Origin of the sequence: Clostridium sp. UBA6640, assembly GCF_002455975.1 — a bacterium.
In the GTDB taxonomy this organism is placed as follows: domain Bacteria; phylum Bacillota; class Clostridia; order Clostridiales; family Clostridiaceae; genus Clostridium_J.
Genome location: NZ_DKLM01000017.1, coordinates 7048 through 26760 on the forward strand (window position 1 = coordinate 7048; position 19713 = coordinate 26760).

Annotated in this window: 21 protein-coding genes; 5 read left to right on the forward strand and 16 right to left on the reverse strand. The window is 28.1% G+C overall.

Annotation, left to right across the window (positions count from 1 at the left end; translation table 11 throughout):
- Positions 1-97 precede the first annotated feature (97 nt).
- Together B2W91_RS02205 and B2W91_RS02210 are read right to left on the reverse strand one after the other, a co-directional pair.
- Positions 98-262, reverse strand: coding sequence for a hypothetical protein (locus tag B2W91_RS02205; protein WP_291578639.1), 165 nt, complete (start codon positions 260-262; stop codon positions 98-100).
- Positions 263-727: 465 nt separating this feature from the next.
- Positions 728-895, reverse strand: coding sequence for a hypothetical protein (locus B2W91_RS02210; protein ID WP_291578640.1), 168 nt, complete (start codon positions 893-895; stop codon positions 728-730).
- 278 nt (positions 896-1173) lie between these two features.
- On the opposite strand from B2W91_RS02210, the gene B2W91_RS02215 reads away from it, so the two are divergent.
- The gene (locus B2W91_RS02215; protein WP_291578641.1) at positions 1174-1623 is read left to right on the forward strand and encodes a GNAT family N-acetyltransferase; all 450 of its coding nucleotides are present in this window, start codon (positions 1174-1176) and stop codon (positions 1621-1623) included.
- A 75-nt stretch (positions 1624-1698) separates the two neighbouring features.
- On the opposite strand, the gene B2W91_RS02220 is transcribed toward B2W91_RS02215, so the two are convergent.
- The 5 genes from B2W91_RS02220 to B2W91_RS02240 form a co-directional block, all read right to left on the reverse strand.
- A complete protein-coding gene (locus tag B2W91_RS02220; protein ID WP_291578642.1) occupies positions 1699-2703 on the reverse strand; it encodes a glucosaminidase domain-containing protein in 1005 nt (334 codons plus the stop codon).
- A 12-nt stretch (positions 2704-2715) separates the two neighbouring features.
- Complete coding sequence (locus tag B2W91_RS02225; RefSeq protein WP_291578643.1) at positions 2716-5130, reverse strand: VirB4 family type IV secretion system protein; 2415 nt, start codon at positions 5128-5130, stop codon at positions 2716-2718.
- Positions 5081-5416, reverse strand: coding sequence for a hypothetical protein (locus B2W91_RS02230; RefSeq protein WP_291578644.1), 336 nt, complete (start codon positions 5414-5416; stop codon positions 5081-5083). Before B2W91_RS02230 ends, B2W91_RS02225 begins: the two co-directional genes overlap by 50 nt.
- 16 nt (positions 5417-5432) lie before the next feature.
- Positions 5433-6293: a conjugal transfer protein TrbL family protein gene (locus B2W91_RS02235; protein WP_291578645.1), complete on the reverse strand. Its 861-nt coding sequence runs from the start codon at positions 6291-6293 to the stop codon at positions 5433-5435.
- 105 nt (positions 6294-6398) lie between these two features.
- Positions 6399-6662 (reverse strand): hypothetical protein, encoded by a 264-nt coding sequence (locus B2W91_RS02240; protein WP_291578647.1) that lies wholly within the window; start codon positions 6660-6662, stop codon positions 6399-6401.
- A 339-nt stretch (positions 6663-7001) separates the two neighbouring features.
- Between B2W91_RS02240 and B2W91_RS02245 the strand changes: the two genes are divergently transcribed.
- Complete coding sequence (locus B2W91_RS02245; RefSeq protein ID WP_291578648.1) at positions 7002-7586, forward strand: hypothetical protein; 585 nt, start codon at positions 7002-7004, stop codon at positions 7584-7586.
- Positions 7587-7813: 227 nt separating this feature from the next.
- Here B2W91_RS02245 and helD read toward each other — a convergent pair whose 3' ends face one another.
- The gene (gene helD, locus B2W91_RS02250; protein WP_291578649.1) at positions 7814-10063 is read right to left on the reverse strand and encodes an RNA polymerase recycling motor HelD; all 2250 of its coding nucleotides are present in this window, start codon (positions 10061-10063) and stop codon (positions 7814-7816) included.
- A 551-nt stretch (positions 10064-10614) separates the two neighbouring features.
- Between helD and B2W91_RS02255 the strand changes: the two genes are divergently transcribed.
- The 3 genes from B2W91_RS02255 to B2W91_RS02265 all read left to right on the forward strand — a co-directional run bounded on the left by B2W91_RS02255 (position 10615) and on the right by B2W91_RS02265 (position 14909).
- Positions 10615-12219 carry a PucR family transcriptional regulator gene (locus B2W91_RS02255; RefSeq protein WP_291578650.1) on the forward strand — a complete coding sequence of 535 codons (1605 nt, stop codon included), beginning with the start codon at positions 10615-10617 and terminating at the stop codon, positions 12217-12219.
- Positions 12220-12430: 211 nt separating this feature from the next.
- Positions 12431-13720: an MFS transporter gene (locus tag B2W91_RS02260; protein ID WP_291578651.1), complete on the forward strand. Its 1290-nt coding sequence runs from the start codon at positions 12431-12433 to the stop codon at positions 13718-13720.
- A gap of 16 nt (positions 13721-13736) precedes the next feature.
- Complete coding sequence (locus B2W91_RS02265; RefSeq protein ID WP_291578652.1) at positions 13737-14909, forward strand: amidohydrolase; 1173 nt, start codon at positions 13737-13739, stop codon at positions 14907-14909.
- A 347-nt stretch (positions 14910-15256) separates the two neighbouring features.
- On the opposite strand, the gene B2W91_RS02270 is transcribed toward B2W91_RS02265, so the two are convergent.
- From B2W91_RS02270 to B2W91_RS02305, 8 genes are all read right to left on the reverse strand, one after another.
- Complete coding sequence (locus B2W91_RS02270; RefSeq protein ID WP_291578654.1) at positions 15257-16024, reverse strand: N-acetylmuramoyl-L-alanine amidase; 768 nt, start codon at positions 16022-16024, stop codon at positions 15257-15259.
- Complete coding sequence (locus B2W91_RS02275) at positions 16008-16439, reverse strand: phage holin family protein (RefSeq protein WP_291578655.1); 432 nt, start codon at positions 16437-16439, stop codon at positions 16008-16010. Before B2W91_RS02275 ends, B2W91_RS02270 begins: the two co-directional genes overlap by 17 nt.
- A gap of 216 nt (positions 16440-16655) precedes the next feature.
- The gene (locus B2W91_RS02280) at positions 16656-16784 is read right to left on the reverse strand and encodes a hypothetical protein (RefSeq protein ID WP_291578656.1); all 129 of its coding nucleotides are present in this window, start codon (positions 16782-16784) and stop codon (positions 16656-16658) included.
- A complete protein-coding gene (locus B2W91_RS02285; RefSeq protein ID WP_291578658.1) occupies positions 16774-17115 on the reverse strand; it encodes a hypothetical protein in 342 nt (113 codons plus the stop codon). The genes B2W91_RS02280 and B2W91_RS02285 overlap by 11 nt, the downstream gene beginning before the upstream one ends.
- 1 nt (position 17116) lies before the next feature.
- Positions 17117-18295, reverse strand: a complete 1179-nt coding sequence (locus tag B2W91_RS02290; protein ID WP_291578660.1) for a hypothetical protein — start codon at positions 18293-18295, stop codon at positions 17117-17119.
- Between the two features lie 91 nt (positions 18296-18386).
- The gene (locus B2W91_RS02295) at positions 18387-18602 is read right to left on the reverse strand and encodes a hypothetical protein (RefSeq protein WP_291578661.1); all 216 of its coding nucleotides are present in this window, start codon (positions 18600-18602) and stop codon (positions 18387-18389) included.
- On the reverse strand, positions 18603-18920 hold the full coding sequence (locus tag B2W91_RS02300; RefSeq protein WP_291578662.1) for a hypothetical protein: 318 nt from the start codon (positions 18918-18920) through the stop codon (positions 18603-18605).
- Between the two features lie 16 nt (positions 18921-18936).
- Complete coding sequence (locus B2W91_RS02305; RefSeq protein ID WP_291578663.1) at positions 18937-19713, reverse strand: hypothetical protein; 777 nt, start codon at positions 19711-19713, stop codon at positions 18937-18939.

Below are 19713 nucleotides of genomic sequence, written 5' to 3' on the forward strand. Positions count from 1 at the left end.
ACTACTGTTCCCCAGAGGTGGGAAGCTAGCAATTGTATTGCTAGTTAAAAAATCCATTAAAGAAATTATTTTGATCAAAAATAATTTCTACTTTTATTCATTGCTTCTTTTTTAATATAGATGATAGGATACTATATGCTGAATAGCAGAAAAGAAATATCCCTAGAGCAATATATTTGCCATCTTTACTTTTAAGTGCTGAAAGTGTTAATAAAATTGATATTATAAAAAGAATTACATTAATAATAACTCTAGCAAACATAAATATACCTCCAAGATTTAACTTAGAGGTATATTCACTGCAAAGCATTTAAAATCCTTTTAACTTTTAATATATTAATAAAATGTTTTTATTAATATATTAAAATAAACGTAATTAATTGAAAACTTCTCATAATACACTAAAAGTTCCCCTTAACTTTTAATTGTACTATCTTAATTTTTAATTCCCCAAGAAAAACTTTTATTATAGAAATCAAAATCCTATATAAATTAAACTTATTATAAAATATATAATATTTACCCTACTTTTACCCTAACGCTGATTAAAATCTTTATTAATACCCTAAAACTCCCCTTAAATCTTAATTATCTTCTTTTAATTTTTCATTCCCCAAGAAAAATTTTTATTATAGAAATTGAAATCATACATAAATCAAACTTATTATAAAATATATAATATTTGCCCTACTTTTACCTTAACGCTGATTAAAGTCTTTATAACTCTCTATTCTTCTGCTTTGCAATTATTGTTAATAGCTTTTTTAGCTATACTTAAAGATACTAATACTACTAAAGCTGTAATCCCCCATTTCTTTACCTTACTACTTTTTTCTATGTTAATATCCTTTGTATCACTAATCTCATTTTCCATGCTTCTTCTAATAATATTCATAAAGTATACATCCTTTCATAATTAAATCTATAATGTAACTAAGAATAATTATTTTTCATCTTAGCTTTCTATAATCATATACTAAGTTATTTAAATTAAAAGAATAGTAATAATAGCTTAAAACAACATTAAATACAAATTAGAATTTCTAATCTTATCATTTAAAGCCTACTTTTTCATAATTTTATATTCTCTACCTCTAAGTTAATGGTATAATTTGTATATGAAATTATACCCTCGATAGTTAAAAATTTTAAAAGTAATGGAGGAACATGTATATGATAAAGCAGCTTGATTTAAAAGATGAAAAAGTTATAGAAAAAATATTAGATATACAAATAGCATCTTATAAAATTGAAGCAGAAATTATTGGATTTGATGAAATACCCCCATTAAAAGACACAATTAATAGTTTAAAACAATGCAATGAAACTTTTTACGGATATTTTATTGAGGATATTCTAGTTGGCATTATTTCCTATAAAATTGAAAACAATACTTTAGATATCCATAGAATTGCAGTACACCCTTCTTTCTTTAAAAGAGGCATTGCAAAGGAACTTATTAACTTTATAGAAAAAATTAATGATACAAAAAATATAATAGTGTGTACAGGAAAAGAAAACATACCTGCTGTAAATCTGCATATGAAAAATGGCTATAAGAAAATTAAAGACATTAAAATTAAGGAAGGATTTTATTTAACATCCTTTGAAAAAATACTATAAAGTAAAGCTATGATAAATTATTTCATAATATTAATGGATTATATAAAAAAATAACTAGCCAGTATTCCTGCCTAGTTATTTTTTATCATATTGATGTAAATTATATTGCTCGATTAAGCTTATAAGCGTAACTGCATAGTTAGGATCTGTGGCATATCCTGCCCTTTGCAATGCAAAAGCTTGTCCAACGTGATCTTTTGCATTAAAAAATCCTGCCTCAGAATAAATGCTATTTTCAACTAAAAATTTTCCGTGATCTTCAAGAGAATGATCCCATGAATCATAAGCTCTAAAAGCTGCTTTAACCTCAACCTTAAGTCCCCCATACCATTCATAGGTTAGCATTTCAACATATTTTCCACTCCAGTAAAAGGCCTTTATACCAAATAAATTATTTGCTTTAGCTGTAAGTCCAGACTTCCCCCAACCAGATTCTAATATTGCCTGTGATATACTTATCGAAGGCAATACTCCATATTTTTTATAAGTACTCACAGCTCCTGGTATTACTTTATTAATAAATTCTTCTTGTGTTAAATTAAGAGGTACTCCTTCTTCATCTATTAAAATTCCTCCTCCAAACTGTTCATTTAACAGATTTAGCCCTATATCTCTATATAGTCTAATATCACTCTTTTCTTCTTCTGAAAATCCCATCTCATCCATTACTTGATCTAGGGTTTTTCTTCTATAGACTGTTACCTTTTCTACTCTTTCTATTTCTTCCCCTTTACTATTTGTAGTAATAACTTTTCTTTCTTCTATATATTCTTCTATAAAAAATTCTCCTAAGGATAAAACATCACCAGATTTTACATCTTTAAAATTTTGTTTATATCTAACTGCATCAATTGCCATTAAATCACGCCAATCAACTTTAACATTTTCCTTGCTGGCACTTCGAGCTCCACTTATATACATTCTAATAATTTCTTCATCTGCTGCTGGCACCGTTTTTATCACTACGAATGAGGTGGCAAACATAATAGGTATCATAAGTAATGCAATAAAAAAAAGTAATATCTGCTTCCAATATTTTTTTAATAGTGATGCACCCTTTATGACCACATATGGATTCATATAATCACCAGCCTAACCTAAGTTTAAATATCTTGATTTAACTCCATATATTTCTTCAAATTGAACAGGATCTATAACTTCTAATTCAAATTTTGATGCTCTAGTTTGTATAACCACCCTTTGAGAGCCAACAATAAATATACCTTTACCTTTGCTTCCCTTTTTCTTACCACCTGTACCTTTTAATATTTTTATTTCACCATCACTAAATGAATATAGTTTTTTAGCTACAGGAATATCACTTTCCCCTAGCCGCATAAATAATTTAAAATATGAATTATCTATAATTGCTTGTCCGAATCGAGGAATACTTAAAAAGTCTGGTAAGTTTTGAGTTGCAGTGATAAGCCTTATTCCAAATCCCCTTCCCTGTTTACTTAACTTAGTAGACAAAAACATAAGTGTCTGTGGATTTTGGGGATCTGCAAATTCATGACATTCATCTACATATATATCTTTTCTTGTAGGATTTATAGTTCCATCCTTCTTAGCAAATTGCCATGTATCTTTAAGTAAAATATCATATAATGGTTTTTTAACAGCCTCAGGAATATTAGATATATCGAATACAGTAAACTTATCAAAGCTCCAATTTGTTTGACCATTAAATATTTTAGAGTAAGTACCTTTTGAATATGGTTTAATACAGGCTTTTAAATATTTTCTTCTTTCCAATTCCATATCTGTATCAGAGCTTTTTATTTTTTCTTCCATTACTTCATCTAAAGTTGACATAGTGCAAAATTCTTTAGGTAGTTCTATACTTTGGAAATTTAGACCGCATTTTTTATATGAATCTCTTATGTCTTCTTCTAACAAACTTTCATCATAAGGGGTAAGCTCTGGAATTATCCATTTAAAAAATACTATAAGATCCATTATTTTTTGAGATAAATATACTCCAATATCACTTTTTACTTCTTGTTCTTCTATAGAATTATCTGATACGGTATTTCTAATGTGGAATGGATTAACTATGGTTCCTGAAGTCGCAGAAAATATATACCTTTCCCCCCAAGGGAAATTTAAATCTCCTTTAATGTCGAACATGATTGTATAATCAACATAGGGTATATTTCTTATAGCATCAGTTTTTATAAAAAATGTTTTTCCTGATCCTGAATCTGCTAATATACACATATGAGCATTGTTATATAATTTATTTCTATAGTTTGCTATTACCAGTCCTCTGCTTATTTCATTTTCACCAATAAGTGTTCCACTTTGCTCCATGAATTCTGAGGAGTCGAAAGGTATTATTGATGCTATATCCTTCGTGCTCAAATTCCAGATATAATTTTCAGTGATTTTATTATCTGCAAGAATAGGCATTATCGTATAAAAAGGTTCAAAACCCTTTCTTTTAATTTCCGTACTTTGAAGATAGGAGCTTGATATTTTAGACCTTACTATATTTGAAAGAGTATCAAGTTCTTGAATATCCTTTGCGCTTATTCCTATGGTGATATTAGTATCATAAATGCTAACATTATCATTTCCTAACTCTTCTATCATATTTTTAGCACTTTCTTCTTGCTTAAAGTATTTTTGCCTTGAAGCCTCATCCTTTGCTGATATTGCTCTAGCATTTAGTTCATCAACAGCTTTAGACAATTCTTTTATTATAGTAGCTTTATTTTTAGGATTTAATATTATTGCAATATTTATATCTCCTCTTATGTTTAACAGCTTCTTAAGCCATCTATATTCATCTACACTTTGAGGGTATTTTGATATAGCATAAAATCTATATAATCTATTTTCTATTTCTAAATGTCTACCATCTTTAAATCTTACAGCATTTTGTGGATATATATTTTCTAGCAACCAATCCTCTTTATAGGGTTCTACCTGACTTTGTTCTGGATTCATCTTTTCATATAATAGCTGTTTTATTTCTTTTTCCTTTAATTGTTCCACATACATTTCCTGTGATTCTAATTCATTTTTCACACTTATATAAGCATCTTCTAAAACTTGCCTTGCAGTATCACTATTTTTATCCTTAATTTCTAAAACCATGTAAAAATTTAATACGGTTCTGCTTTTATTAGCTATGCTTTCTAAATACTTCTTTTGCTCTTCTAAAAGCTCTATTCTAAATTCATCGGATAATTCTTCTTTTTGTTTTTCTATATTTTTAATATTAAGGGATATATCAACCCTTTCACTTTGTATATAAATACCTTGTCTTCCTTCAAAGGAATTTAATGCTCCCTGAATAGCATTAGATATATCTCTTAACATATCATCAGGCGCCAATTCTCCATTGATGGGAGTAACCTTAGCAACTAACTTATACTTATGATCATTTCCTATAATAATGTCTTTCACATCTTTTATGGGTAAGTTAAAAGTTTCCTCTTTATTTTTTATATTATTTTTCTTCGGTATTTTCGATTTTGTTCCAAACAATTTTGTGAACATCTTTTAACCCACATCCCCTCTCATAGATTATGTCACCTTCTAATTCATATTTTATAATATCTTTTAAAATATCTAGTCCTGTTTCCTTATTATTGAATTCAGCAAATAAAATAATAGTTAGCCCTATTATGAGTACCCCAATAAATAAGGTTATAGGATTAAATTTACTCAATATTACGAAAATTTCTATAATAAAAATAGGAAAAAATTTAATAAAGTTTACTGCAGTCATTGGTCCTATTTTAACTCTACCATCCACATGTCGTGGAATACTTCTTTTATTCATGATTAATACTCCTTAATTAAACTATTGACTTTAACATATTCTTCATAGCTTTCATAGAACCTCTTCCAGCTTTACCTGCTGTTTTAACTGAAACTGAACCTACACCGGAAGTATATAAAAAATTTCTTAAAACTTGAGGACCTTTAAGCATTACAGAAATTGTAGCTACACTTAATACTATCATCATAATTCCTTTTACATTAGTCATTATTGCAACTAATATCTGAAGTAACAATAGATGTATTGATTGAGTAAAAACCACACATATAGTCTCTTTAAACCATATTTCAGCACTCTCTCCATCACTTGCAATAGATACCGCTGCAATTGGAGCAAATAAAATACATATAAGCAACTCAATATATCTTATACTTCCTGCAATAGCTAATATAAGAAACCCTATTCCTAAGATTATTAGTACTAAAATCGTAAGCTGACCTATATCAGAAAGATTACCTACCAAAGTTTTGGGCTTACTAAAACTCTCTTCAGTTATTTCAACACCTATACCTTGGATAAATTCCATTAATGCATTATTAAGTGGCAATAGCATATCTTTTACAAAATGTGGAAATGCATAAATAGCAACACTAGATTTTAAAACTTTAATCATAAAAGTTGAAATAGAACCATTATCTCCTATTCCTCCACCACTTTGATATTTTAAAGCTTCCCAAGCTATCTTAACCAGTAAGAATGATGTAGCAATTATTTTGATATGTATTAAATAGTTGTCAATACTTATATATCTATTTACATCACTTATCTCAATAATAGTTTCAGTTACAAACTTAAATGCCTCATTTATTATATTAGAACATAACTTAGCAAAGAATCCCCAAATTCCTTTTGTAACACTGTCAACGATTAAATCCATATGGTACCTCCTTATTTATTAAGAGTAACTTCTAGCTAATTATCCAATAAATACTTTTAAAACTTCTCTTATAAAAAGCTTCAGTAGTCACCTGAAGCTTTTAGTCTATATTTTCATCTTGTCCACTACATAAGTTGCGAACCAAATTAAAAAGAAAACGCCGCCTCCCATATAAATAGTCTTCTTAATATTGGATATAGCTTCTGCTTTTTCTGATCCATCTCCTTGAAAATATTTAAATGAGTGAATAAGAATTACTACTACTGAAACAACTGCTATTAAGGCTAAAAACCACCCTTTAATTTCATTTAGTAATGATACTATTCTAGGTACAAATGGATTACTTGAAGTCATTATTAAAAAATTCATAATTAGTCCCCCTTCCTTTTTCTATTCAATTATACTAAATATTTACTTTAATATAAAGATTTTTACAAATATTTATTTAAAAAGTTATATTATCCATAAATATCCTATATTTTACAATGCATATTTTAATAAATTCTACAATGATTTGCTTTCTCCTACCATAAATCTACATTTTTATATTTTTAATTTATATATGTACTTAACTTTTATATATTATTTCAACATATAAAGGAAAAAAATAAACTCTATTGAATTATGTTTTGTAATATACTAAATAGCTATTTTTAATATCTTATATTATGTATTGGTTTTTCTCAAAATGCTCTAGGAGGTGAAGTTGTGAAAAGAATATTAGCCATTATACTTGTTGCAATTTTATTAAATATTTCCTTTATGGGGTGCAACAATAGAAATCAGATTAAAAATGAACCAAAATTTGCAATATATCTTGTAAAAGAAGAACATAAAAGTGGCGCTTTAAGTTACGGAAGAAATGAAAAAGGGGAATATATAAAACCTGAGTTAACTCTTGAGGAATTACTTATAGATGAAATACCATTAATTACAGAGGAAGACATAGAAAAATATCATTGGAATACTCATGAAATAGAGCTAACTAAAAATTATTTTAAAAAACATAATATTAAAGTGAGTTATAATGCAAATTCTGATAATGCAGGAAGTAATTTATTAGGAACTAAAGAATGGGATGCAGTTGTTATAACAGCAAAAGGCAAAAGAATCTATTGTGCAGGATTTCCCCTTAGCCTAAGAAGATCAAATTTTTTACCTGAAATTTTAATTAGAGATGTAGAAAGTAGCTTTTTTATTGACAAGCTTGGAAATAAAAGTTCAGAAGATGTACGAAACAGTAAATATATTTATGAAGCATTAAAAGAAGCTAATATTTTAATAGAAAAATAACTGTGGAATTTAAAGTAATTTTCACTTAACTTTAAGTGGTGAAAAATAAAATGCTAAATAGTTTTTTATGTAATTAATATATAAAACTACAGCTTAAAATAAAAGAAGTTTAATTCCTATTTCTTTAAGCTGTAGTTTAGAATTTTTGTATAATTTATTCTAAAGAACTCCTGTGGTCCTGCCGGTTGAGTTTTAACCATAATTCTTAATTTTTAATGTATGAAGATTTATCTATGAAAAAATTCACTTTTTAAAAGTTCTGTTTTTTCTCCAATATGGTATATCTTTAAATTATGAAGTGGTCTTGTCATAGCTACATATAAAAGCTTAACATCTAGTTGATTTTCTGAGTAATTTTCTTTGGAGGCATTACATATAACTACCATATCAAATTCTAATCCCTTTACAAGATATGAAGGTATTAATACAACTCCTCCAGTAAAGTCATTTTCTCCACCATCAACTAAGTTAACTTTTATATTGTTCTTATCTAATTCTATCTTAAGTCTTTTACATTCTTCTAAAGTTTTACATATCAATGCAAGAGATTTATATCCCTTGTTTTTGTTCTCACTTATATCCTTTTCTAATTGCAATGCAAGGGTATAATAATCTTCAACTGAATTTATAGTTATTTCTTCCCCATGTCTTATAACAGGTTTAGCTGCTGGCAATTTTTCATCTTTTAATGTTTTTAACACTTCCGTTGCACCATTCATTATTTCTATGGTTGTTCTATAGCTCTGTTCTAAGCCAAGCATTTGAGCTTCCTCATCAAAAATATAGTTGTTAACCATATCCCAATCCTTAGTGCCTCTATAGCTATATATTCCTTGGCATATATCTCCTAATATAGTCATTGAGCCAGATCCCAGTATTTCTTTTAATACATCAAATTGTAATAAGTTAAAGTCCTGTGCTTCGTCAATTACTATATGCTTTAAATTTAAGCTTTCTTCGATTCCATATACCTTTAACTTTATATACATAAGTGGAGCTAAATCTTCAATTTCTATTAGGTTATTTTCTAAATTTTTCAAGGTCTCTTTTGCCAGTTCTCCTATTACACCATCTGGTTTCCATTTGATCAAAGACATGATAAATTCCTTATAATATTCTATTGTAGATAATGGCCTAATATTTTTAAAATAATCCCTTACTAAGCTGCTTAGTTTATTCTTAACTCTTTTAAAAAGTTCATCTCTTTCATCAGCAATCTCAATAATTTTAGCCCTTCTTTCAGGTGAATCTTTGAAATCCCATCTAATTTGATTAAGCCTATCTTCATAATCATCTTCTATTTTATCTAATATTTTTTGCTTATCCCTTTTAGTTTTATTTATAAAGTGTTTTCTTATCTCATTTATTCTCTTTTCAAAAGGCAAATAACTATAATTATTTTTAAATAATTCTGATATTTCCTTATATGAATAAAGAATTGTTTCATTTACTTTAAAGTCTAATTTAGGAATATAATTTATTTCTACATGTTTAAGAAACCTATCTATTAATTTTTTAAATTCTATGGAAGTTTTAAAGGAAGTGATTTTTGAGAGATTTTTATTTCCTTCTATTATATTTCTAAGTTTTATTGATGGATCAATTATTTTTAAATCTTCCTCTATAAATTCAAGTGCGAAATCCTCAAAAGTATTTTGCTTTACATTATCCACGCCTAGTTCTGGTAAAACATCTGATATATAGCTTAAGAAAAATCTGTTAGGAGCTATTATCATAAAATTATCTGGTGATAGTGTCTTTTCATTGTTATATAATAGATATGCTATTCTATGAAGCGCTATAGTAGTCTTCCCTCCACCAGCAGCGCCTTGAACTATTAGTGGTTTCCACATATTAGCCCTTATAACTCTATTTTGTTCCTCTTGAATAGTTGAAACTATATCTTTTAATCTATTATCCTTTAAAGAGTTAAGACTTGCTTGAAGGAACTCATCATTAGTAGTTATGTCTATATCATAAATGTCTAAAAGCTTAGATTCTTCAATTGCATATTGCCTTTTTAAGCTTATATTGCCATTTATGACCCCATCTTCACAATCATACTGAGCGGTTCCTAATCTTCCCTCATAGTAAAGAGTAGCAATTGGCGCCCTCCAATCTACTATTAAGAGTTCATTACTTTCATCATCAACTAAGGAAGTTTTTCCTACATATAACCTTTGAATATTTTCTTTGCCTTCTTCTTTAAAATCAACTCTAGCAAAATAAGGCTTTTCTATGCTTTTTTCTAATCCTCTTACCTTAGATTGTAAGCTATTTTGTAATGCAGTGTTTATAACTAATTCATTAAACTGTTCTGCGTTGTCTGAGTTGTAATGAGAATATCCATAATTAACAGCCTCATCAAGCTCTCTTTTTTCTTGAAAAACTTTTTTGTTATAATTAATCAAGTACTCTAATATGGTATCTAATCTTAATACCTCTTCATCATAATCAGGATGGTTATTTTTAACCATAGAGATCACCTCACAAATTTATATTTGTGCCACATTGTTCATCGAGACAAGTTCTATTCTATATTAAATGTAGTAAGATGGAAAGCTCTCCCATGGCTTATGTAATTGTCTATATTCCAATATTTATGACCTAAATATAAATTTAATAAAAATATCTCTATTTCTCTTGACAGTTTAAAGTTTTTTGATTATAGTATAAGTATAAATTAGGAAATTAATATTACGGTATTGCATTTGTGCCTAAAATAAATTACCAGTAATTGTAAGTTCATGGAATAGTTCCATGGCTTTTGTTTTTTGTACTTTTATATAACTAAAAAACTTCTATATTTACAATAGGATAATAATAGACTAGTCTTCATATAGAAAAATTTACTTCTAGTAATCTTTTGCATTATAATTTATTTATAAGAAAATCCCTTAAATTCATATCATAATAAAAATTTGAATTAAAAAACAAGATTTATATATTAATCATAGTTTTAATTTTCAAAATATTTTAACTTATTTAATAGCAATATCAGTTTAGCTTATAGAGGAGTGAATAAATAATGAATAATGATATAACTATAAAAGATGTACTCAATAATCCTCAACTTAAAGGTATGAAAGTATTAGCAGGAGAAAGTGGATTAAATAGAAAGGTTAAATCTATAACAGTTATGGATGCTCCAGATCCATTTCCTTGGACTAAAGGTGATGAGATAGTCTTGAGTAGTGGATATATATTTAAAATAAATATTGATAAATTTTCAGATATGATAAAAGATATGAAAAAATTTGGCATTGCAGCATTATTTATAAAACTTAAAAGATTTTTTCATGAACTCCCTAAGGAAGTTGTAGATATTGCTAATAAACTTGAATTTCCAATAGTAGAAGTTCCTGTAGATTTAGCTTTTATTGAGGTCATTAATCCAGTGTTAATACAAATAATAGATCATCAGTCAAAAGCACTAAAAATTTCAGAAGAAATTCATAATAGATTTTCAAACATAGTAATTAACAATGAAGGAACACAAGTTATAATCGATTTTTTAGGATATACATTAAATGAAGATATACTCTATTATGATCTACATTTTCAAAAAATGTATTTTTCAAAAGATATAAAATGTATTCCACCTGATATAAAAGAATTTAATCTTAAAAATATTTTAGAAAAGTATAATTATTACACCATAGGAGTAAACAATGAAGTTTACGGGTATATAATATATTTTAAAAATAAGACTATTGATATACATAATGATGACTACAATGCCCTAACCCATGCAAATACAGCTATTATATTAAACGTACAAAAAAAGATTTCTAGTATGCAAATTGAAAAAAGACATAAAAACGAATTTGTGCAGGATATTATTATGAATAATATAAAATTTGAAGATGAAATAAAAAAGAGAGCCACAATATATGGATGGAATTTTTCAAAAGAAATTTGTGTAATGGTGATAGACATAGATAATTTTAAAGCTGAATATTTAAAACCGGAACATAAAATTTTCAACAATAGATTGGAACTAATAAGTGAACGAATTTTTAAAAATTGCATAGATATTGTTAAAACCTCTTTTTCAAATGCAGTTTATGGGGAATTTAGTGACAGTATAGCCTTTCTAATTCAGCTTGATACTCCAAATAAAAATTCTTTTTACTGTTCCCTTAAAAAGATGGGAAATGAAATAAGAGAAGTAATTACTAGAAATTTTGAATTTACTGTAACTGTGAGCTTTGGAAGCTTTAAACCTAATATAATGGACATACATAAGAGCTATAATGAAGCTGTATTATCCATTAAAATGGCAAGGATATTATATAAAAACAATGTGACAATCTTCTATAAGGATCTTGGAGTGTATAGATTACTTTATTCCATATACAAAAATGAAGAGGCCAAAGAATTTTATATGTCAAGTTTAGAAAAGATAATAAACTATGATGAAAAGTATAATTCAGAGCTTTTGAAAACTCTAATTTGCATATTAGAAAACGATTGGAATTTAAAAACCTCTGCAAAGGATATGTATGTACATTACAATACTATAAAATATAGATATAAGAAGATATGTGAATTGCTAGATGAGGACTTAAATGAAAATGAAGTTAGATTAAAAATATCTTTAGCAATAAAGATTTACCAAATGATAGATTGATTATTTAAAGAACTATGAATTTTTCATAGTTCTTTTTGCTTTTATAACTTACATTTTAGTTAAATAATTTTGAAAATTCTGTATCATTAATACAAAAATCTATGCTTCTTTTTATTATTTAGAGACAATGAAATAGGAGCTATAGCTAAAGTATAATAATTATAAAGCAATTAAAACAAAACATCAATTTATTTAGAAAGGGGAAATGTAAGTGGTTACAGAAAGTAATGTATCAAAAAAAGTTAAAAAAGCAAGCTCTTATAGATGGGTAGTTTGGGGAATACTTGTAGCTGTCTATTTAATAGTATTTTTTCATAGACTTTCAGTTGGAGTTATTGTTGGAGATTTAGAAAAATCCTTTGGAATGAATGCTTCGCAAATAGCAAATTTAGGTTCAATGTACTTCTATGCTTATACAATAATGCAAATTCCAACAGGAGTTCTAGTTGACTATTTAGGACCTAAAAAGACTGTAGTTTATGGCTCTTTAATTGCCGCTATTGGATCTATAATATTTTCACTTTCAACTACTATAATATTAGCTTATTTTAGTAGACTTCTAGTTGGACTTGGAGTATCTGTAGTATTCTTATCAATATTAAAAATTCAAGCTAACTGGTTTCCCGCTAAAGATTTTGCTTCTATGAGTGGACTTACAAGTTTTATAGGAAGTATGGGTGGACTCCTTGCACAAGCTCCTCTTTTAGCATTAGTTGGCCTTATAGGATGGAGAAGTTCCTTCGCTTCCATGGGCATCATAACTATAATACTTGCTGTCTTAGTAATATTATTCGTTAAAAACACTCCTATAGAAGAAGATCAATCTAAAGTTAATCATCAAAAAAATAACCCTTCACAAAACCCTCAAAATATTCTATCACAACTTCTATCTGTCATAAAAAATCCTAAAATATGGAGTCCTGCTCTTGCTTTTGGTACTGTAAATGGAGCAGTTATGCTATTCACAGGAACCTTTGGAGTTTCCTATATAACTTCTATCTATGGAGTAAGCAAAGTTATAGCTGCAAATTATATTTCAATGGCTCTATTAGCATCTGGAGTAGCTTGTTTATTTGTTGGTAAAATATCAGATAAACTTAGAAAAAGAAAATTACCTATGGTTATACTTGCAGCTATTGCAGCTATTTCATGGACAACTTTAGTTTTTGCAAATCCTCCTATATGGCTTATGGTAATATTAGTAATTCTCATTGGAGCTTCAGGTTCAATTGGAGTTATATGTTGGTCTGTAGGAAAAGAAGTTAGTGATCCTACCTTGTCTGGAATGTCAATGTCTATTGTAAATGTATGTGGATTCTTATTTGCAGCAGTACTTCCAGTAATATGCGGAAAATTTGTAGACATGAACATATTAGCAGGATTATCATCTGCCATAGCTTATAAAAAAGCTTTTATAGTTCCAGTAATAGCATCAATTATAGCTTTAGTTGTTGCATTATTATCTACCGAAACTAAGGCAGAAAATATTTATAAAAAGTAAAGAAGGTGTTTTTATAATGACAAATATGTTAGAAAAAGCTAAATCAATTGAAAATTATATAATAAATTTCAGGAGAAATTTACATAAGTATCCTGAACTTAGTGGACAGGAATTCAAAACTCAAGAAAAACTTATTAAGGAATTAGATAAACTTGGAATACCTTACAAAAAAGCAGGGAATACCTCTTTAATAGCTATATTAAAAGGCAGCAAACCAGGTAAAACTGTAGCCTTAAGAGCAGATATAGATGCACTTCCTATAAAAGAAGAATCTGATGTTGAATTTAAATCTAAAAACACTGGAGTAATGCATGCTTGTGGCCATGATACTCATACTGCAATGCTTCTTGGTGCCGTAAAAATTTTAAATGAAATGAAAGAAGATATAAAAGGTGAGATAAGATTTTTCTTTCAAGAAGGAGAAGAAACATTTACAGGTGCTAAAAAAATAATAGAAGCTGGTGGAATGGCTGGAGTTGATGGATGCTTTGGAATTCATAACTTTCCTAATATTGAAACTGGATATATAGATGTTACTTCAGGATATAGATCAGCAGGCTGTGATACTATTTATGTAAAATTTGAAGGAATATCAGGTCATGGTTCCACTCCCCACCTTGCAAAAGATACTATTCATCCTGCAAGCATTTTTGTTACAGATCTTCAGGGAATAGTAACTAAAAATGTACCTCCACAAGAGCCAGTGGTTCTTTCTGTAGGAAAATTCATAGGTGGAACAAAAGCAAATATTATTGCAAAATATACAGAGCTTGATATATCTATGAGATATTTTAATAGAGAAGTGAGGGAAACTGTTCATGAAGCAATAAAAAGACATGCAAAATCAATAGCTGATGCCTATGAAATTAACGTTGATGTAGTTATAGAAGAAAGTGCTTTAAGCGTTTATAACGATGAAACAATGTCAAAGCTAGCTGAGAAAACTGCCCTCTCTATTCTAGGAGAAAATAAAATAGTATTCTTACCTAAAATGATGGGCTCTGAAGATATGTCATATTATTTCGAACATGCCAAAGGAGCATTTGCATGGCTTGGATCAGGAAATATAGAAAAGGAATGTATATATCATCCCCATCATGAAAAGTTTAAGGTTGATGAAGACTGCTTAAAATATGGAATGGCAATGTATGCTCAATTTGCTCTAGATTTTTTAAATAGTAATATTTAACATAATTGAATAACTTCTATTTCTTAAATTCTTCATTAGTAACCTATAAATTATAAATATTATATTGCAAAATTCTAGGTAAAAGAGGTCCTATTCTATTTATAAATCATTATTATTTTACCCCTTTAATCCTCTTAATAAAGTATTACAAATTTTCAATATGATGAATCTTAATTATAAATAGTTTAGGACCTCATGCCTATTTTATAAATTACATATTTAAATATTGTTATCATTAAATGACTTTTATTTATACTAATGATATTCTAAAATCAGTATTTATTTTGCAAATTATCATAATAAGCTTTTATTCTTCTAACATAGTTTTCTCAAAGTAAATACAAAAATTATTTTATAATAAAATCTAAAACCTTATTACAAGTGTCATATCTATCTTTACCAGCTATTACTATTGAATTCGGAATGCTTATTCCACCACCGATGACATATACTTTTTCCCCAATACCCGCTACAAAATCTTTTGCTTCTATAATGTCACAATTTAAATAATCAGCTAAATATAGTGCCGCTCTTCTATCTACTTCATTGTTAATTACAATTACATTTTTGTTTTTTTGTATATTTACCACAGTTCCATGAATGCCTTCTGCTATAGCTTTTCCTATTATATCTGCTCCAAGCTTTTTATATAATTCCACATCAGCCTTACTATCTACAAAAAAACATTCTATGATTATAGAACTATAGTATATTGAGTTTAGTTCTGCTAAATTATTTTGCTCTTTAACCCCTCTATTTTTGAAACCTAAGTTTTCTAAATTTTTAAGTATTCTTTCACCAATAGCCCTTGTTTTCTTATCCCCAGGATAAATTAAAATTTCTGCTCCTCTAGCTGCTTCTGTTGGTTCATAACAATTTAAATGAGTAGAGAAAAATATATCTCCTTTAACATTGTTTGCACTATTAATTCCATAGGTAAGCTCCTCATTAACTCCTGATATATTATGAGGAGTACAATCTATAAGAGAATGTTTTGCCATAGATAGATATTTTATTATAGAGCTATGAATTTTTCTGTTTTCTATTACTTCATCTACATAATATTTACTGCCAGGGCATGCTTCATTATGACCTGCTCTATGTGTTATTTTCATCCCTTTCTCCCCCTTTTTTATCACCTTTAAGTTGCTCTAAAGCATCAATAATTTGCTTTGGCATAGGTACACCTAACTTTACTGCGTTTTCACAAATACTTATTCCTTCGTTTGATATCATAAAAAAACAAAACAAAGTTCTAAGAGAACCACCAGAGCCAATTAGCTTATCTAATAATACCGGTACAATCAAAAGCATTAGCACCAATATCTTTTTAACCACTCCCTGTAATCCTTCCTTAGAACTCAACTTTCCACAAATATAAGCACCTATCACTCCTGTAATATAATCTAAAAACATAAAAACAATAAGCACCTGAAGTATTATATCCCATCCACCAAAGAAATAAGTTATTATACTAATCAATCCTCCAATAAATCCTGCTGTTATTCCCCTTTCTTTTACAGAGCCCATGCTCTTTAAAGCATTTAATAAAATTTCAATATTATATCACCACCTAACAAAAACCTGACTAATAGCCAGGTTTTTTCAATGCACAATTCACAGTTCACAATTCACAATTTTGGATATTTCTCAACATAGCCGAGAAATTTGTAATTGATTGTTTTTGAGTTACTTCGTAACTTTTTATTAGTTTATTTTAATGTTCTTAATAAAAATATAAATATTTTATTCATCCAGTATACTATAAATAACTTCTTGTAAATTGAATAAATCTGGTACTTGTTCTTTTGTAATTTTACCTTCTTTTATATTTCTCACATAAATATTTACTACTGAAGAATTCTCATTGAACATTCATCTTACCTCCTTGTGCTATTGCTAACATTTCAGTTAATTCAAGCATAGCATTTTCCAATTCTTGCATTCTATCAATTTTTATAAAGTTCTCTCTAAAATCTTCTAGATTATCTGGAAGTATAACTTTTTCACCTGAAATTAATTTTAAAACTAGATCTTCTCTAGATATTTTAGGATTATAATCTGTTACTATATAATCCATATTATTTAAGTTAACTTCTAATAAGCTTGTATCAGCTCCATATATATTATTACCTTGTATATTTACAACATTGTAAATAATATCAGTAATTTCATTAGTACCTTTAAAATATAAAATACAATTCATACTATGACCATACCTTTCCTGATTTATACACTTGTGATAATGGGCCTGCAGATATATCTGCATTAGAACCCTTAGGCATGTTACCCCTCAACAAATATATTCCAACATGAGTAGATATTCCATACATAGCACTACCAACTATATTTTCTAAAACTGTCATTGTTGGACCAGAAACATGACTAAATTCTGTAACAGCACCCACACAGGTTCCAAAATTACAACCTTCTATAAGATAAAATCCTCCACTTGTAGAACTTACATTTAATCCAAAAGATGGTGATTTGCCCTTAATTATTACATCTCTCACTCTAACTTCTTTAATATCACTTAATGCCAAAGCTGAATATACACTTGTGGACAATTGAACTGTAAGGTTATAAAGACTTACATAAACACAGTTTTCAACGTTTAGTGGACCAATAACTCCTTCATCAGGATATGCATTTGATATAAATAATTTACATTTTAAACCTGATATTTCCGGGAAATTAACTACACCGCCTGCACAAATATTTATCCATAATTCCCCATCAAAAAATGGTGGTATAAGTTGTTGTATACGTGCCCATGATTTAACCGGCCTACTTTTATCTTTACCATCATTGTTATCATTTCCATTAGCACTAATAAAAATAATTATCTCATCTGGCATATTATCGGGCTGCTTATTATATAAAAATTTTGTTTGTTCAGTAAGAGATTTTCCACGTAATTCTGATGGCAATGAACTTGCATTTATATTACCAATATTTTTATTAATATCACCTATTTCTGATGAAATTTTATTTAAATTTTCTTCTACATTCTTATTATTATTACCTTTAATATCTTCAGCTTTTAATACCACATCACCAATTTTGCCATTTACATTTTTCACTAGAACTTCTGGTATTTTTATATTATTTAAATCTTCTTTTGTTGCCATTTTACTTTCAATATCGCTAAAGTTTTTTTCAATAGTTTTATTGTTACTTGTCTTAATATCTTCTGCTTTTAAGATAACATCTCCAATTTTTCCATTTACACTGGATACTTTTCCCCCTTTTTGTACTATATCTTTTAGTTCTTTATAGGCTTCATCTATTCTTTTATTATCCTCAATAAAATCTGTTCTTTTGGGATATTCGTTACCCTTCCATTGATTTAGTTGTAGATTAGGTGTTTTGTTTTCACTTGACATTATCTTCACCTCTATTCTTTATATTTAAGAAAATATCTATTATTTGCTTTAAATAAAAAAGCAAAATAATAAAGTCTTTATTAGTGACCTATTATTTTGCTTTTTTAAAATGTTTTATTAAATTGTTATATACTGATTTTATGCTAGTTTTTTTATCTCTTTTATTAGCTGATATATACTTTTCAACTGCACTTTTATATTCAATATCAGTTATATCATCTAACTTATATATGGATTCAGTTTTAGGGTTTATGCCTTTATTTAATATTCTTTCTCCCATTATCTTTACTACGCTTTCATTTACCATCTATAATAACCCTCTTGTCTTTTCATCTTGTAATAACAATAGTTGATTTTCTAATTCTTCTTTTTCTCTTCTAAGTTTTTCTTCTTCAGTTTCTATATTAGGTATATCTTCTAGTATTAGTTCTTTTGTTATTGGATCTACTCTTTTTAAAATTTTGCCATTTAGTTGTCCATAACCTGTATCGATAAAATCTATTTCATCAGGTCTTATATAAGCAAGTTTTTCTTCTGTTAAGCCTGTATCTTTTCTTTCTTCGAGACACCCATTTAATATTGTACCTGTTTTCTTATCAAATATAATTCTTTGCCCTATTTTCATAATATCACCTCTTATTTTACTCAAAACATATATAGAACTTTTCTAGACTATTAGATCCCAGACTAAAACGATCCACAATAAATCCATCATTGGTTATTGTACATCTTGAGTACTCAGCTCCACTACCTCTTGAGCCACTACCATCAGAATCAAACACGCCAGAACCACCTATAATTAATCCATTTTTATTCATTGGAGTATACGCTAATACTTTTTCATATATTGAATCATAATATGAATTATGATACCTGTCATATATTATTATATATGATGGCTTAAATGATAAATTAGATACAGTAAAAGGGTTCCCACCACTTGGTGTACCTGTAGCCCATTTCTTTCCTGTGTTAATACTGGGTATCTTATTTATTAGATTATTTAAAGTATCACTGCCGCTACTGTTTTGCCCTTTTGCAATCAAATTACTAGCAAAAGTATTTTTCATAATTTGTAGTTTACTTTTCATACTATCAAAGTTATCTGAACTAGTTAATGGGGAGCCGATAACAGATGCTATATTTTTCTTACCATTATCGGCAAATTGAAAAAGTTCATTTAATTTGTTCTCAACGGTTATACCAGCTGCTATTTTAATATCCTCAGCCTTTAGGATAACATCTCCAATTTTGCTGTTTACACTTGATACTTTTCCACCGTCTTTTATACTGTCTTTTAGTTCTTTATAGGCTTCATCTATTTTTTTATTATCCTCAATAAAGTCTATTCTTTTTGGGTATTCATTACCACTCCATTGATTTAATTCTAAATTGGGAGTTTTATTTTCACTAGACAT